13 protein-coding genes are annotated in these 15,332 nt (G+C 70.5%); 5 read left to right on the top strand and 8 right to left on the bottom strand.

Annotated elements, in window-relative coordinates; genetic code table 11:
- Positions 1-25: 25 nt before the first annotated feature.
- The 7 genes from WG923_RS28150 to WG923_RS28180 all read right to left on the bottom strand — a co-directional run bounded on the left by WG923_RS28150 (position 26) and on the right by WG923_RS28180 (position 8,502).
- Positions 26-763 (bottom strand): ABC transporter ATP-binding protein, encoded by a 738-nt coding sequence (locus WG923_RS28150; protein ID WP_340354351.1) that lies wholly within the window; start codon positions 761-763, stop codon positions 26-28.
- A 1-nt stretch (position 764) separates the two neighbouring features.
- A complete protein-coding gene (locus tag WG923_RS28155) occupies positions 765-2,489 on the bottom strand; it encodes a branched-chain amino acid ABC transporter ATP-binding protein/permease (RefSeq protein ID WP_340354352.1) in 1,725 nt (574 codons plus the stop codon).
- A gap of 161 nt (positions 2,490-2,650) precedes the next feature.
- Complete coding sequence (locus WG923_RS28160) at positions 2,651-3,688, bottom strand: branched-chain amino acid ABC transporter permease (protein WP_340354353.1); 1,038 nt, start codon at positions 3,686-3,688, stop codon at positions 2,651-2,653.
- A gap of 141 nt (positions 3,689-3,829) precedes the next feature.
- Positions 3,830-4,966, bottom strand: a complete 1,137-nt coding sequence (locus tag WG923_RS28165; protein ID WP_340354354.1) for an ABC transporter substrate-binding protein — start codon at positions 4,964-4,966, stop codon at positions 3,830-3,832.
- Positions 4,967-5,047: 81 nt separating this feature from the next.
- Complete coding sequence (locus tag WG923_RS28170; protein ID WP_340354355.1) at positions 5,048-5,812, bottom strand: SDR family NAD(P)-dependent oxidoreductase; 765 nt, start codon at positions 5,810-5,812, stop codon at positions 5,048-5,050.
- Positions 5,809-7,698 carry a feruloyl-CoA synthase gene (locus WG923_RS28175; protein ID WP_445322992.1) on the bottom strand — a complete coding sequence of 630 codons (1,890 nt, stop codon included), beginning with the start codon at positions 7,696-7,698 and terminating at the stop codon, positions 5,809-5,811. The genes WG923_RS28170 and WG923_RS28175 overlap by 4 nt, the downstream gene beginning before the upstream one ends.
- Positions 7,699-7,725: 27 nt before the next feature.
- On the bottom strand, positions 7,726-8,502 hold the full coding sequence (locus WG923_RS28180; RefSeq protein ID WP_340354356.1) for a crotonase/enoyl-CoA hydratase family protein: 777 nt from the start codon (positions 8,500-8,502) through the stop codon (positions 7,726-7,728).
- Positions 8,503-8,618: 116 nt separating this feature from the next.
- Between WG923_RS28180 and WG923_RS28185 the strand changes: the two genes are divergently transcribed.
- Entirely contained in the window at positions 8,619-9,482 is an 864-nt protein-coding gene (locus WG923_RS28185) for an amidohydrolase family protein (protein WP_340354357.1), read from the top strand.
- Between the two features lie 64 nt (positions 9,483-9,546).
- Entirely contained in the window at positions 9,547-11,355 is a 1,809-nt protein-coding gene (locus WG923_RS28190) for an AMP-binding protein (RefSeq protein ID WP_340354358.1), read from the top strand.
- 1 nt (position 11,356) lies between these two features.
- On the opposite strand, the gene WG923_RS28195 is transcribed toward WG923_RS28190, so the two are convergent.
- Entirely contained in the window at positions 11,357-11,965 is a 609-nt protein-coding gene (locus tag WG923_RS28195; RefSeq protein ID WP_340354359.1) for a 2-hydroxychromene-2-carboxylate isomerase, read from the bottom strand.
- A 138-nt stretch (positions 11,966-12,103) separates the two neighbouring features.
- On the opposite strand from WG923_RS28195, the gene WG923_RS28200 reads away from it, so the two are divergent.
- From WG923_RS28200 to WG923_RS28210, 3 genes are read left to right on the top strand one after another with little or no spacing between them, the layout of a single operon-like run.
- Entirely contained in the window at positions 12,104-12,988 is an 885-nt protein-coding gene (locus WG923_RS28200; protein WP_340354360.1) for a BadF/BadG/BcrA/BcrD ATPase family protein, read from the top strand.
- Positions 12,985-14,118 carry an N-acetylglucosamine-6-phosphate deacetylase gene (nagA, locus tag WG923_RS28205; protein ID WP_340354361.1) on the top strand — a complete coding sequence of 378 codons (1,134 nt, stop codon included), beginning with the start codon at positions 12,985-12,987 and terminating at the stop codon, positions 14,116-14,118. Before WG923_RS28200 ends, nagA begins: the two co-directional genes overlap by 4 nt.
- Complete coding sequence (locus tag WG923_RS28210; protein ID WP_340354374.1) at positions 14,108-15,118, top strand: SIS domain-containing protein; 1,011 nt, start codon at positions 14,108-14,110, stop codon at positions 15,116-15,118. The genes nagA and WG923_RS28210 overlap by 11 nt, the downstream gene beginning before the upstream one ends.
- Positions 15,119-15,332 lie beyond the last annotated feature (214 nt).

A 15,332-nucleotide genomic window follows, 5' to 3' on the forward strand; every position in this document is an offset into this window, starting at 1 on the left:
CAGGAGTCCGGGGCGAAGCGGGTGATCACGCGGCCTGCGCCCGCGCCGCACCCAGGTAAGTCTCTATGACGCGCGGGTCGCCGGCGAGCTGCACCGCCGGGCCCTCGAGGCTGATCTCGCCCGTCTCCAGCACGTAGCCGTAGTCCGCCACCTCCAGCGCCGCGCGCGCGTTCTGCTCCACCAGCAGGATGGAGACGCCCTCGCTGCGCAGCCGCGCGATGGTCTGGAAGATCTCGCGCACCACCAGCGGCGCGAGGCCGAGGCTCGGCTCGTCCAGCATCAGCAGCTTGGGCTGCGCCATCAGCGCGCGGCCCAGCGCCAGCATCTGGCGCTCGCCGCCGGACAGCGTGCCCGCCAGCTGCGCCCGCCGTTCCTTCAGGCGCGGGAAGAGGTCGTACACGCGTTCGAGCCCCTTGCGCCAGTCCGGCATGCGCAGCTTCATCGGCCGGTAGCCTCCCAGCACGAGGTTGTCTTCCACCGGCATGGTGCCGAACAGCTCACGCTTTTCCGGCACCAGCGCCAGGCCCAGCATCACGCGGTCTTCCAGCGTGGTGTCGGCGAGGTCCTGGCCGTCGAACAGGATGCGCCCGCGCGCGGGCAGCAGGCCCATGAGCGCATTGAGCGTGGTGGACTTGCCGGCGCCGTTGGGGCCGATCACCGTGACCACGTTGCCGCGCGGCAGCTCGAAGTTCAGGCCGGTGAGCACTTCGGCGCGGCCGTAGCCGGCGTGGAGTTCGCGCACCTGGAGCAGGGCTTGTGCCATGTCAGTGCTCCGTCCCGAGGTAGGCCGCGCGCACCTGCGGGCTGGCCTGCACTTCGGCGGGCGTGCCCTCCATCAGCCTGGTGCCGAATTCCATCACCACGATGCGGTCGGTCAGCCCCATCACGAATTCCATGTCGTGTTCCACCAGCAGCAGGCTCATGCCTTCGCCCTTCAGCTGGCGCAGCACGTCGGCCAGCGCCTGCTTCTCCTTGTGGCGCAGGCCGGCCGCGGGCTCGTCGAGGAGCAGCAGGGCCGGGTCGGTGCACAGCGCCCGCGCGATCTCCATCAGCCGCTGCGGGCCCAGCGCGAGGTTGCCCGCCAGTTCGTGCATGCGATCGGCCATGCCGATGCGCGCGAGCTGGCGCTCGGCCTCGGCGAACAGGCGCCGCTCCTCCTCGCGGTCCAGGCGCAGCATGGCACGCACGGCGCCGCTGGCGCCGCGCAGGTAGCCGCCCAGGGCCACGTTCTCCAGCACCGTCATCTCGGGGATCATCTTGACGTGCTGGAAGGTGCGCGAGATGCCGCGCCGCGCGATCTCGCGCGAGGGCAGGCCGCCGATGCTGTCGCCGCGCCAGCGCACCTCGCCCGCGCTGAGCGAGAGCACGCCGGTGATCAGGTTGAAGGTGGTCGACTTGCCGGCGCCGTTGGGGCCGATCAGGCCCACGATGTCGCCGGCGCGGATCTCGAAGCTGACGTCGTTGACGGCGGTGAGGCCGCCGAACTGCTTGCGCACGCCCTGCACCTGCAGCAGCGGCTCGCCGCGCGCGGGCTTGGCGCGCACCGGCAAGGGTGCGGCGGCTTCCCAGTCGCGCTTGCGGTCGGCACGCGGCAGGCGCCGGATGACGAAGGTCCACAGGCCGTCGGGCGCGTACTTCAGCACCACCACCAGCACGATGCCGAACACGATGGTCTCGAAGTTGCCGCTGGTGCCGATCAGTTTGGGCAGCAGCACCTGCAGCTGGTCCTCGGTGAGCTTCACCACGGCGGCGCCCAGGAAGGCGCCCCACACGTGGGAGACGCCACCGAGCACCGCCATGAACAGGTACTCGATCCCCTTGCCGATGGCGAACGGGCTGGGGCTCACCGTGCGCTGGAAGAAGGCGAACAGCCAGCCGGACACCGCGGCAAGCACGGCGGCGAGCACGAACACGAGCAGCTTGTGCCGGAAGGTGGAGATGCCCATCGCCTCCGCCATCGTGGCGCCGCTGCGCAGCGATCGGATCGCGCGGCCCGGGCGCGAATCGAGCAGGTTGGCGCAGCCCCAGGCCGCCAGCAAGGCCATCGCCCAGATCAGCACGTGCAGGCCGCGGCCGGTGCCGAGGTCCAGGCCGAACAGCGTGAGCGTGGGCACGCCGAGGATGCCGTCGTACTTGCCCAGGAAGTCCATGTTCCCCATCGAGTAGTACAGCACCAGGCCCCAGGCGATGGTGGCCAGCGGCAGGTAGTGCCCCGACATGCGCAAGGTGATCGCACCCAGCAGCAGGGCGGCGACGACGGCGATGCCCACGCCGAGCAGCAGCGCGAGCCAGGGCGATGCGGCCAGCTTCACGGTGAGGAAGGCGGCGGTGTAGGCGCCCACGCCGACGAAGGCGGCCTGGCCGAAGGACGTGAGGCCCGCCACGCCCGTGAGCAGCACCAGGCCCAGCGCGACGAGGGCATAGAGGCCGATGTAGTTGCTCTGCGTGATCCAGAAGTCCGGCACCGGCAGCGCGGGGAGCACCAGCATCGCGAGCGCGAACAGCGCGAAGGCGAAGCGGCGGACCGCGTTCGTCCGGGAAGCTCTGCCCTTCGCGTGCCACCAGGGAACCGGCTTTGCCGGGCCATCGGTGGCGCCCCCTTGAGGGGGAGGCGGCCAGAGGGCGCTTCGGGGGTCGGCCTGCTTCTCCATCAGTGTTCCTCCGCGTGGGGGTCGGCCAGCGAGCGCCACAGCAGCACCGGCAGGATGGAGGAAAACACGATCACCTCCTTGAAGGCGCTGGCCCAGAACGAGCCGAAGCTTTCCAGCAGGCCGACGCCCAGCGCGCCGACCAGCGCCATCGGGTAGCTCGCAAGGCCGGCGAACACGGCGGCGACGAAGCCCTTGAGGCCGATCAGGAAGCCGCTGTCGTAGAAGATGGTCGTGGTCGGCCCGATCAGCAGGCCGGACAGGGCGCCGATCAGCGCCGCCATCGTGAAGGCCAGGCGGCCCGCGGCGCTGGAGGAGATGCCCATGAGGCGCGCGCCGGCGCGGTTGACCGCGGTGGCGCGCAGCGCCTTGCCGGTGAGCGTGCGTTCGAAGAACAGGTACAGCAGCACGATGAGCGCCAGCGAGGCGAAGAAGATGATCACCGTCTGCCCGCTGAGCGTCAGTGCCCCGGCGGAAAAGCGCTGGTCCCAGAAGCTGGGGTTGCGAAAGCCCTCGGCGCCGAAGAAGAACAGGCCGAGGCCCACCAGCGCGAAGTGCACGCCGACGGAGACGATCAGCAGCACCAGCACCGAGGCGTCCGCCAGCGACTCGTAGGCGAGGCGGTAGATCAGGGAGCCGAAGGGCGTGACCAGGGCCAGCGTGAGCAGGGCCTGCACCGCCAGCGGAAGGCCGCGCGGCGCGGCCCAGATGGCCAGGGCCGAGGCGACGACCGGCCAGGCGAGCGTGCGCAGCACCTGCATGAAGATGCGTCGGGGCGGCATGTGATGGCGCCAGCCGTCGACCACGTCCGAAATCGCGGCCACGAGGGCGAGCGCAAGCAGGAACCAGACGGTGCCGGGCACCTTGCCGGTCTGGAACAGCGCCAGCGTGAGCGCGCCGAAGGCGACGAACTCGCCCTGCGGGATGAAGATCACGCGCGTGACCGCGAAGACGAGCACCGTGGCCAGCGCGAGCAGGGCATACACCGCGCCATTGGTCAGGCCGTCCAGCGCGAGGATGCTGGCGATGGAGAAGTCCATGGGTTTCCTGTATTCCTCCCTCCCCTTCGGGGGAGGGCAGGGGTGGGGGCGCTCCGGACGCTCGAACAGCCGCAGCGCGACGACGAAGGCCCGAGTGCCCCCATCCCGGCCTTCCCCCTCAGGGGGAAGGAGAAAAGCCGCTTACTTCTCGACCACGAACTTCCCGTCGTGCACCTTCAGCATCACGCCGGTCTCGTTCGTGTAGCCCCAGTGGTCGTCCTTGGTCCAGTTCATCACGCCGTGCGCGAACACCGTGCGGCCCATGTTTTCCATCGCGTCGCGCAGCGCCGCGCGGAACTCCGGCGTGCCCGGCTTGGCCTTCTTCAGCGCCGCCGGCACGATCTTCTCCATCACGATCTCGAAGTCGTACGCATGGCCGGCGAACTGGTTGCGCGAACCGGCGCCGACGGCCTTCTCGTACTTGGTCACGAAGTCGATGGCCTGCTTGCGCGAGGGATGGTTCTCGGGCAGCTGCTCGGCGACCACGGCCGGGCCCGAGACCACGAAGGTGCCTTCGACGTCCTTGCCGCCGATGCGCACCAGGTCCGGCGTCGCCGCCGCGTGGGTCTGGTACAGCTTGCCCTTGTAGCCGCGCTCCACGATGGCCTTTTCCGGCATCGCCGCGCCGGAGCCGGTGGCCACGATCAGCATCGCATCGGGATTGGCGGAAGCCAGCTTCAGGGCCTGCGCGGTGACGCTGGTGTCGGTGCGCGCGAAGCGCTCGGCGGCCACGATCTTCATGCCGTTCTTCTCGGCCTCCGCCGTCGCGGCCTTCAGCCACAGCTCGCCGTAGGCGTCGGTGTAGCCCAGGAAGCCGATGGTCTTGACGCCCTGCTTCTTCATGTGCTGGAACATCGCGTGCGCCATCACGTCGTTGCCCTGGGGCAGGCGGAACAGCCAGTGGTCCTGGCCCGGGGGCACGCCCACCGGCGAGGCGGCGATCTGCAGCACCTTGTTCTCCGCCGTCACGGGCGCCATGGCCGCGGCCACGGGCGTCAGGCAGGAGCCGAGGATCAGGTCCACCTTGTCCTCGGTGATCAGGCGGCGGGTGTTGCTCACGGCCTTGCCCGGATCGGAGGCGTCGTCGAGGATGATCAGGTTGACCTTCTCGCCGGCGATCTGCTTGGGGAACAGCTTCAGCTGGTTCTGCGTCGGGATGCCGAGGCCGGAGCCGGGGCCCGTCAGCGGGATCACGACGCCGACGTTGATGTCGGCCAGGGCGCTGGCGGCGGCCGTCAGCGCGACGGCCGCGGCGATCAGGGAGCGTACGAGTTTCATTCTTGTCTCCTAGGTTGATGATTTCGCGGGACTGGTCAGGAGCGGCCAGCGGCCGCGCTGCACTGTCCCCGACACTTTCCTTCAGCGCGGCGCCATGCGCAGCGCCCCGTCCAGGCGGATCACCTCGCCGTTCAGGTGGGTGTTGGTCACGATGTGGCAGGCGAGCTGCGCGAATTCCTCCGGCTTGCCCAGGCGCGGCGGAAAGGGGATCGACTTCGCGAGCGACTCCTGCACCGCCTCGGGCAGCTGCTTCATCAGCGGCGTGGCGAACAGGCCCGGCGCGATGGTACACACGCGGATGCCGTGCTGCGCGAGGTCGCGCGCCATCGGCAGCGTCATGCCGACCAGCCCGCCCTTGGAGGCGCTGTACGCCTGCTGGCCGACCTGGCCGTCGAAGGCGGCGACCGAGGCCGTGAACAGCATCACGCCGCGTTCGCCGTCTTCCAGCGGCGCGAGCTTCGCGCATTCGGCCGCGAACAGGCGGCTCGCGTTGTAGGTGCCGACCAGGTTGATGTTCACGACGCGGGCGAATTCCTCCAGCGGCGCGGCGCTGCCGTCCTTCTGCACGATGCGCTTGGCGGTGCCGATGCCGGCGATGTTCATCAGGATGCGGGCCGGGCCGTGCTGGCCCGCCGCCTTGGCCAGTGCGGCCTGCAGGCTTTCGGTGTTGGTGATGTCGCACTGGCAGGCGACGCCCCCGATGTCGGCCGCGACCTTCTCCGCCTGCGCGAGGTTGACGTCGAGCACGGCGACCTTGGCGCCCATGCGGGCGAGCTCGCGCGCGGTGGCTTCGCCCAGGCCCGATGCGCCGCCGGTGACCAGCGCGGCCTGTCCCTGGATGTTCATGGGTTCTCCTTGCGGGGTTTCAACGTGAAGGGCAGCCGGTCGTCGTGCAGGGCCTGCACCAGCGCGTCGCGGTGCTTGAGCACGGCGCGCTGGTTGATCGAGCCCTTGTCGGTGACCTCGCCGCGGTCGATGGAAGGCGGCTCGTCCAGCAGGACCATGCGCGCCACCCGGTTGGCGCTGCCCGTGGCCTGCTGCGCCAGCGCATCCAGCACGTCCTGGAAGTGGTTCTCCACCGCGGCGCTCTGCAGCACTTCCTTCAGCGGAGCGTCGGCGGGCAGGTGCGGCGCCAGGTTGCGGACCTTGGCCGTCGGGAAGAGCAGGGCGCCCACCTCGTTGCGGTTCAGGCCGGTGATCACCGCGTCCTGCACGTACGGGGCGCCGGCGGCGATGATCTTCGCGCGCAGCGGGCCCACGCTCACGAAGGTGCCGGTGGCGAGCTTGAAGTCCTCCGCGATGCGGCCGTCGAACTTCAGGCCCAGGTCGGGGTTGCTGTCGTCGATCCAGAGCACGGCGTCGCCGGTGCGGAAGAACCCTTCCTCGTCGAAGACTTCCTGCGTCGCCTCGGGGTTGCGCCAGTAGCCCGGCGTGACGTTGGGGCCCTTGTAGCGGATCTCCGTCTTGCCCTCGGTGGGCACCAGCTTGAGTTCCATGCCCACCGTGGGCAGGCCGATGTGGCCGGAGCGCACTTCGGGGTTGGTGACGAAGACCGCGAAGGGCGCCGACTCCGTCATGCCGAGCCCGGTGCCCATCACGATGCGCTCGCCGATCTCCTCCTCCTGCACCTCGTGCAGCAGGTCCCAGATCGGCTGGGCGAGCGCGGCGCCGGAATAGAAGAACATGCGCACGCGCGACAGCAGGTTGCGCCGCAGTACCGGGTCGGCCTTCATGGCGTGGGCGATGGCCTCGAAGCCGGTCGGCACGTTGAAGTAGACGGTGGGCGCGATCTCGCGCAGGTTGCGCAGCGTCTCGTTCATGAGCGCCGGTGTCGGCTTGCCGTCGTCGATGTACAGCGTGCCGCCGTTGTAGATCGTCAGGCCGACGTTGTGGTTGCCGCCGAAGGTGTGGTTCCACGGCAGCCAGTCGACCAGCACCGGCGGCTCCTCGGCCAGCACGGGCATGGACTGCCGCATCTGCTGCTGGTTGGCGCACCACATGCGGTGGGTGTTGATCACCGCCTTGGGCAACTTGGTGGAGCCCGAGGTGAACAGGAACTTGGTGATCGTTTCCGGGCCGGTGGCGTGCATCGCGGCCTCGACGGCGGCGGTGGGCTGCGTGCGCAGGAGCTGCGACAGAGGGGTGACCTCGCGGCCCTCGATGCCGCCTTCGGCCAGCACGACCTCGATGTCCTGTCCCACGGCCGCCGAGATCGCCCTGGCGTAGCGCGCGTCCGAGGCGAACACCAGCCCCGGCGTGAGGGTGGCCAGCACGTGCCGCAGCTTGTCGAAGTCCTGGCTGACCAGCGAATAGGCGGGCGACACCGGGCAGTGCGGGATCCCCACGACCATGCACCCGAGCGCCAGCAGCGCGTGCTCCAGCGAGTTCTCGCTCAGGATCGCGACCGGCCGCTCGGCGTCCAGGCCGCGATCGAGCAGTGCCTGGCCGATGCTGCGCGCGCGCTCCAGCGCCTCGCGGTAGCTGATGGCCTGCCACTCGCCGGTGCTGCCGTCTTCATGGCGCTGGCGGCGCGCCATGAAGATGCGCGCCGGCTGCGTCTCGGCCCAGTGCACCAGCCGGTCCGTCATGCGCTGCGCGTGGGGCTGCAACTCGCCTTCGCCGCGCAGGTAGCGCACGCCGTCGGCGCCGTCACGCAGCACGGCGCGCGTGACGCCGAAGCGCAGCGGCCGGTATCTCGCCGGCGCCGGCATGTGGATGATCGGGCTCCTCATGTCTCCTCCTGGGCTCTGGCGGCCTGTTCAGGACTTGCCGACTTTCGCGGCGCGGCCTTCGAGGAAGTCGCGCACGCGCTGCTTGGCCTCGGGCGCGCTCTGGGCGATCGCCGCCATCAGCGCCTCGGTGAGGAAGCCCTGGTCGGCCGGCTGTTCGGCGATGCGCGGCAGCGCGTGCATCAGCGCGTAGTTGGTCAGCGGCGCGTTCTCGGCCACGCGCCTGGCGATGGCGACGGCCCGGGTGAAAGCTTCCCCGGCCGGCACCAGGTACTGCGCGAAGCCGGCGCGTTCGCCTTCCTCCGCCTGGTAGACGCGGCCGGTCAGCATCATGTCGGCCATGCGGGCGGCGCCGATCAGGCGCGGGATGCGCACCGCGCCACCGCCGCCCACGAAGATGCCGCGCGCGCCTTCGGGCAGGGCGTAGAAGGTGGTGGTGTCGGCCACGCGGATGTGGCAGGCCGCGGCCAGCTCCAGCCCGCCGCCGACCACCGCGCCGTGCAGCGCCGCGACCACCGGCACCGGGCCGTACTGCACTTCCTCCAGCGCCGCGTGCCACATGCGCGAGTGGTGCAGGCCGGCGCCGGCATCGCGCTCCTTCAGCTCCGAGAGGTCGAGGCCGGCGCAGAAGTGCTCGCCGGCGCCGTCCAGCACCGCGGCGCGCACGGTGTCCGGCAGGTTCTCGAAGGTGTGGCGCACGGCCAGCACGAGGCGGTCCGACAGCGCGTTGCGCTTGGCCGCGCGGTTGAGGCGCACGATGGCGATGTCGCCGTCGATCTCGAGCTGGATGTCTTGGGAGGCGGTCATGGTGTGTTCGGCGAGTGCCGCGATTATGGTTATGCGGGATAACGATTAACAACAGGTGGGCGCCTAGGACTTACCCTAGCCGCCTGCCGAAATCACCGCCCGAAGACGCGCCTCCCATGGACCACGCCAACCTCATCGCCATCGACGTCCACACCCACGCCGAAGTCAGCTGCTGGAACCCCTTCGACAACTACGGCGAGGAGTACGACCGCGCCGCCGACAAGTACTTCCGCTCCAACCGGCGGCCCACCATCGCGGAGACCGTCGCCTATTACCGCGAACGCAGGATCGGCCTGGTGATGTTCACCGTGGACAGCGAATCGAACCTGGGCCGCCGCCGCATCCCCAACGAGGAGATCGCCCAGGCCGCGCGCGAGAACAGCGACATGATGATCGCCTTCGCCAGCATCGATCCGCACAAGGGGAAGATGGGTGCGCGCGAGGCCGAGCGCCTGATCCGGGACGAAGGCATCAAGGGCTTCAAGTTCCATCCCACGGTGCAGGGCTTCCATCCCTACGACAAGATGGCCTGGCCGATCTACGAGGTGATCGCCGCGCACAGGATGCCCGTCATCTTCCATACCGGCCACAGCGGCATCGGCTCGGGCATGCGCTGCGGCGGCGGGCTGCGGCTGGAATACAGCAACCCGATGCACCTGGACGACGTGGCGATCTCGTTCCCGGACATGCAGATCGTGATGGCGCACCCCAGCTTCCCATGGCAGGACGAGGCGCTTTCCGTGGCGACGCACAAGCCGAACGTGTGGATCGACCTTTCCGGCTGGAGCCCCAAGTACTTCCCGAAGCAGCTCGTGCAGTACGCCAACACGCTGCTGAAGGACCGCATCCTGTTCGGCAGCGACTACCCGCTGATCACCCCGGAGCGCTGGATGAAGGATTTCCAGGAGGCCGGCTTCAAGCCGGAAGTGATGCCCGGCATCCTGAAGGGCAACGCGGTGCGCCTGCTGGGGCTGGCATGAGCTCGCGCCGCACGGCCGCCCGCAGGCGCGACCAACCGGAGCGCACCGCGCGGAGGTTGTTCCCGTGACGTTCCGCAGCCTGGCGGACATCGAGGCGCTGGAGCGCACGCCCTACGAGGAGGCGATCCCGGCGCGCACGACCTACGGCCTGATCGCCCGCGCGACGCAGCAGTTCGGCGCTCGCACGGCGTTCACCTACCTGCCGGACGGCGAACTGGCGACGCAGCCCCAGCGCATCACCTACGCGCAGCTGCTGGCGCAGGTCCACCGCGCCGCCAACCTGTTCCGCCGCCTCGGCGTCGGCCCGCAGGACGCCGTCGCGATCCTGGCCCCCAACATCCCGTCCACGCAATACGCGCTGTGGGGCGCCCAGCTCGCCGGCCGCGCCTGCCCGATCAACTTCATGCTGCAGCCGGAGCACATCGCGGCGCTGCTGGATGCGAGCGGCGCGAAGGTCGTGGTCGCACTCGGGCCGAACGCGGAGCTCGATGTGTGGTCGGCGGTGCGGAAGGTGCCCGGCCTGGAACGACGCACCGTGCTGCGCATCGGCGACGGCTTCGAAGAGGCGCTGGCACGGGAAAGCGATGTGCTCGCCTTCGAGCCGCAGCTCGCGCCGGACCGCGTCGCGGCCCTGTTCCACACCGGCGGCACCACCGGCGCGCCCAAGCTGGTGCAGCACACGCATGGCAACGAGGCGCACACGTCCTGGTTCGCCCACCGTTTCTACGGCTTCGACGAGCGCACGGTGGAGATCAACGGCTTCCCGCTGTTCCACGTCGCCGGCGCCTTCGTCTACGGGCTGGCGCTGCTGGCCATCGGCGCGACCCAGGTGCTGCCGACCGTCAGCGGCATGCGCAACGCGGCCTTCCTGCGCAACTACTGGAAGTTCTGCGAGCGCGAGCAGGTGACGGCGCTGGCCTGCGTGCCGACCATCCTGGCCAACCTGTGCAACCTGGAGGTGGATGCCGACATCTCGCGCGTGCGGGTCGCGTACACGGGCGGCTCGCCGCTGCCGACGGAACTCGCGCTGCGCTTCGAGAACACGCTGGGCATCGCGGTGCGCAACATCCTGGGCATGACCGAATGCGCGGGGCTGGTCTCCATCGAACCCTTCCATGCGCCGCGCGTGCCCGGCTCCGCGGGCCTGCGCCTGCCCTACACCGAGGTGCGCGTGGTGCCCTGGAGCGACAGCCTGCGCACCGAGCAGCAATGCGCGGCGGGCGAGACCGGCATCGTGGTGCTGCGCGGGCCGCACGTGAGCCCGGGCTACACCGACGCCGCGCGCAACGCGGGCATGTTCGAGCAGGGCTGGCTCGTCTCGGGCGACCTGGGCCACGTCGACGCGCAGGGCTACGTGCACGTGACCGGGCGCGCCAAGGACGTGATCATCCGCGGCTCGCACAACATCGACCCCGGCCTGGTGGAGGACGCCTTCCTCGCGCATCCGGCCGTGGCCATGTGCGCGGTGGTGGGCGAGCCGGATGCCCATGCCGGCGAGGTGCCGGCCGCGTTCGTCATGTTGAAGCCCGGAGCGCAGGTGACCGCCGAGGCACTGCTGGCGCAGGTGGCGCCGGATGTGTACGAGCGGCCCGCCGTGCCGAAACGCCTGGTCGTGCTGGACGCGTTGCCGACCACCGCGGTGGGCAAGGTCTACAAGCCGGCGCTGCGCGTGCAGGCGATCGAACTGAAGCTGCGCGAAGTCTTCGCAGGCGCGGCGCCCGGCGTGCAGGTCGACGTGCGGGTCGGCGAGAAAGGGGGAGGGTTCGTCGCCGATGCGGCCATCCGCGGCGCGGCGGACGCGCAGCTGGAGCAGCGCCTGCGCGACGCGCTCGGCGCGATCGCGGTGGAGACCCGGTTCCGCTTCCTCGCCTGACTCACCAGCCGCCGCAGCGCAGCCACTCCTCCACGTCCGGCAGCCGGTCCACTCCCCAGAACGGCTCGCCGTCCACCACCACGGTCGGCGAGCCGAAGATGCCGCCCTCGATCGACGCCGAGACCGCATCGCGCAGCAGCCTGGCAGCTTCCTCGCCGGCCGTCGCTTCGGCGACCGCGGCCGGAGCCAGCCCACCCGGCAAGGCGATGGCGGCCACGGCCTCGGGCGTGGACAGCTCGCGCCCCTCGGCCCAGATCGCGTGGTACAGCGCATGCGCCATGGCCGCTTCCAACGCGGGGTGATGGCGCTTGACCCAGCAGAACGCCCGCGCCGCGGGCAGCGGATTGCCGACGGGCGCGTTGAGGTCGCGGCCTATGGGCACACCGTGCCGCCGCGCGTAGCGCAGCACGTCGCGCCGGATGTAGTCGCCCTTCAGGGGTGTGTCCAGCAGCGGCTTGAGGCCCATCACCTTGAGCACGCTCACGCCGAGCAGCATGGGCCGCCAGTCGACGGTCCGGCCGCAGCGCGCGGCCAGGTCCTCGATGCGCAGGCTCGCGAAGTAACCGTAGGGCGAGATGAAGTCGAAATGGAAGGCGAGGGGCGCGGGCATGCGCGTAGCTTAGCCGGCGCGTCCGTCGCATCCGACGCGCGGACGGCGCGCCGGCCCACGCGCCTGAGCTGCAACTCGCGTCGCCCAGCGGTGTCCAACAAGGCGAACAGCCAGTGGAGGGAGGGGGGACCTATTCGGATGGTGGACTACCTGATCGGCATCGACGGCGGCGGCAGCGGCACTCGCGCCATCGTGCAGCGCGTCCGTGGCGAGACGGTGGGCACCGGAGCGGCAGGCCCCTCCGCGCTCGGTCAAGGCATCCCGCAGGCCTGGGACAACGTCCAGGCCGCGGTCCGCCGTGCCTTCGAAGGCGCACACCTGGCCGTGCCCGCCTGGAAGCGCTGCGCGCTGGCCGCCGGCCTTTCCGGCGTCAGCCACGCGCCGTGGCGGGAAGCCTTCCTCGCCGCCGATCCCGGCTTCGCGCGGCTCGACGCCGAAACCGATTCCTTCACCATGCTGCTGGGCGCCCACGGCGGCCAGCCGGGCGTGATCGTCATTGCCGGCACCGGCAGCATCGCCGAAGCTCTCCGCGCCGACGGCAGCCGCGCTACAGTCGGCGGATGGGGTTTCCGCGTGGATGACGAAGGCAGCGGCGGCTGGCTCGGCCTGCAGGCCGTGCGCCATGGCCTGGCCGCATTCGACGGCCGTGCGAACGCGAGCCCGCTCGCGCGCCGCGTGTGGATGCATTGCGGCGACGAACGCGAAACCCTGCAGGAGTGGTGCCAGGCTTCGGGCCAGTTCGAGTACGCGCAGCTCGCGCGCGCGGTGTTCGAATGCGAGGCGACCGATCCGGTCGCGGCCCGCATGCTGCAGGAGGCAACGACCGCGCTGGAAGATCTCGCGCTGGCGATCGATCCGCGCGGGCGGCTGCCGGTGGTGATCGCCGGCAGCATCGGCGAACGGCTGGCACCGCGCATGCGTCCCGCGCTCCGTAGCCGAGTGGTGACGGCCAAGGCCGGCGCCGCCGAAGGCGCGCTGACGCTCGCGCGCCGGCTGCTTCGAGAGACGGAAGAGGCGCTGTGACGCGCAGCGTGCAGGGCCGCATCCTGACGCCCGCGGGGGCCGTGGATGGCACCCTTCGCATCGCCGCCGATGGCCGCATCGAAGCCGTCGAAGGTTCGCCGGTCGATCCGCAAGCCGTGCGAGACAACGCCGGCCCGTTCCTGCTGCCCGGATTCATCGACCTGCACGTGCACGGCGGCGCCGGCCGCGACATCATGGAAGGCGGCGACGCGGCCTTGCAGGTGGCGCGCCAGCACGCCGAACACGGCACCACGGCGCTGCTGGCCACCACGATGACGGCGCCGGTGGAGGACCTGCGGGTCTCGCTGGAAGCGGTCGGTGCCCTGTGCCGCGCCGGCGCGAGCGGGGCGGCCCGCGTGCTGGGCATGCACCTCGAAGGCCCTTACATCAACCGGGGCAAGCTGGGCGCGCAGCCGGATTTCGCCCGGCCCGTGTCGCTGGCCGAACTGCGCGAGCTCGATGCGCTGGCGCCGATCCGGCTGCTGACGCTCGCGCCCGAAGTGCCCGGCAACATGGACGCGATCGCCGGACTGGTGGCCGCGGGCTTTCGCGTGCAGGCCGGCCACACGCTCGGCACCTACGAAGACGGCGTGCAGGCCCTGGAGCGCGGCGCGCGCGGGTTCACCCACCTGTTCAACGCGATGACGCCGCTGCACCACCGCATGCCCGGCATGGTGGGCGCCGCGCTCGCGCATGCGCAGTACGCGGAAATCATTCCCGACCTGCTGCACGTGCATCCCGGCGCGATCCGCGCGGCGCTGCGCTGCATCCCGGGCCTGTACTGCGTGACCGACTCCACGGCTGCCACCGGCATGCCCGATGGCGAATACAAGCTGGGGCGCCAGCCGGTCACCAAGTGCCTGGGCGGCGTGCGCCTGGCGGACGGCACGCTGGCCGGCTCCACGCTCACCATGGACCGCGCGCTGCGCAACCTGGTCGACGTGATCGGCGTGCCGCTGCCCGATGCCGCCCGCCGGCTCGCCACGCATGCCGCCGATTTCCTCGGCCTGGCCGACCGCGGGCGGCTGGCCGCCGGTGCCTGGGCCGACGTCGTCGTGCTCGATCGCGACCTGCGCGTGCAGCAAGTCTTCGTCGAAGGAGGTTCCATCGATGTCCCGCATGCTCGATGAGGCGCGCGAAGCGCCGCAGGCCGTGGCGCGCCAGTTGCGCGAGGACGGCGAGCGCTGGCAGGCGTTCGGCGCGCGGCTGCGGCAGCAGCCGCCGGCATCGCTGCTGACGATCGCCCGCGGCAGCTCGGACCATGCCGCGCACTACGCGGCCTACCTCGTGATGGCGCGCCTGGGCCGGCTGGTCACGTCCATGCCGATGTCCCTGGTCACGCTGTACCAGTCGCAGATCCGTTGCGAGGGCCTGGCCTCCTTCGCCTTCTCGCAGTCCGGCCAGAGCCCCGACCTGGTCGGCCCCACGGAGTATTTCCGCCAGTGCGGTGCGACCACGTGCGCCTTCGTGAACGTGCCCGATTCGCCGCTGGGACGCGCCGCCGAATGGCTGTTCCCGCTGCATGCCGGACAGGAGCGCAGCGTCGCGGCCACCAAGAGCTTCATCGCGCAGTTGGTCGCCGGCGCGCGCCTGGTGACGTCCTGGCAGGACGATGCCACACTGGGCGCCGCATTGCGCCGGCTGCCGCAGGCGATGGAGCGCGCCTGCGCCGCCGACTGGACGACAGCGCTCGACGTGCTGGGCGAGGCCGACCGCCTGTTCGTGATCGGCCGCGGCCTCGGCCTGCCCGTCGCCATGGAAGCAGCGCTGAAGTTCAAGGAGACCTGCGGCATCCAGGCCGAGGCCTTCTCCGGCGCGGAGGTGCAGCACGGCCCCATGCGCCTGATCGAGGAGGGTTATCCCTTGCTCGTGTTCGCGCCGCGCGGGCCCGCGCAGGCCGGCCTGCTCGAACTGGCGCAGGCCATGCGTTCTCGTGGTGCACGCGTGCTGCTGGCCGCACCACCGGGGACACCGCAGGCGAACCTGCTGCTGGTCGAAAGCGACTCGCCGGAGCTCGATCCCGTCTGCGCGATCCAGAGTTTCTACCCCATGGTCGAAGCCCTGGCGCGCGCCCGCGGCAACGACCCGGACCGCCCGCCGCACCTGCGCAAGGTGACGAAGACAAGCTGATACGCACGGACCGACGCATGGCGTCAACGGCGGGCCCGTGACTTGCATTGAGGGAGGCATGGACCACCTGCATTGCAGCTCGCGGAATGCCGCCTCACGAGGGCAAATGCACACTGTCGTTTACATGTCGGCGACGGTGCGTCCTAGCGATTCCGCCCCTTGTTTTTATCTACCGTTCACCTACAGTGAAGTCGGCGTTTGGCCTACAGGGCTG

This window comes from Ramlibacter sp. AN1133 (genome assembly GCF_037890035.1).
In the GTDB taxonomy this organism is placed as follows: domain Bacteria; phylum Pseudomonadota; class Gammaproteobacteria; order Burkholderiales; family Burkholderiaceae_C; genus Ramlibacter.

Bases quoted from the DNA above. Each gene is read 5' to 3' on its own strand.
- WG923_RS28160 (WP_340354353.1), bottom strand. From the start codon at position 3,688: ATGGACTTCTCCATCGCCAGCATCCTCGCGCTGGACGGCCTGACCAAT.
- WG923_RS28150 (WP_340354351.1), bottom strand. From the start codon at position 763: ATGGCACAAGCCCTGCTCCAGGTGCGCGAACTCCACGCCGGCTACGGC.
- WG923_RS28200 (WP_340354360.1), top strand. From the start codon at position 12,104: ATGGTGGACTACCTGATCGGCATCGACGGCGGCGGCAGCGGCACTCGC.
- WG923_RS28155 (WP_340354352.1), bottom strand. From the start codon at position 2,489: ATGCTGGTGCTCCCCGCGCTGCCGGTGCCGGACTTCTGGATCACGCAG.
- WG923_RS28165 (WP_340354354.1), bottom strand. From the start codon at position 4,966: ATGAAACTCGTACGCTCCCTGATCGCCGCGGCCGTCGCGCTGACGGCC.
- WG923_RS28180 (WP_340354356.1), bottom strand. From the start codon at position 8,502: ATGACCGCCTCCCAAGACATCCAGCTCGAGATCGACGGCGACATCGCC.
- WG923_RS28185 (WP_340354357.1), top strand. From the start codon at position 8,619: ATGGACCACGCCAACCTCATCGCCATCGACGTCCACACCCACGCCGAA.
- WG923_RS28210 (WP_340354374.1), top strand. From the start codon at position 14,108: ATGCTCGATGAGGCGCGCGAAGCGCCGCAGGCCGTGGCGCGCCAGTTG.
- WG923_RS28195 (WP_340354359.1), bottom strand. From the start codon at position 11,965: ATGCCCGCGCCCCTCGCCTTCCATTTCGACTTCATCTCGCCCTACGGT.
- WG923_RS28175 (WP_445322992.1), bottom strand. From the start codon at position 7,698: ATGAGGAGCCCGATCATCCACATGCCGGCGCCGGCGAGATACCGGCCG.
- WG923_RS28170 (WP_340354355.1), bottom strand. From the start codon at position 5,812: ATGAACATCCAGGGACAGGCCGCGCTGGTCACCGGCGGCGCATCGGGC.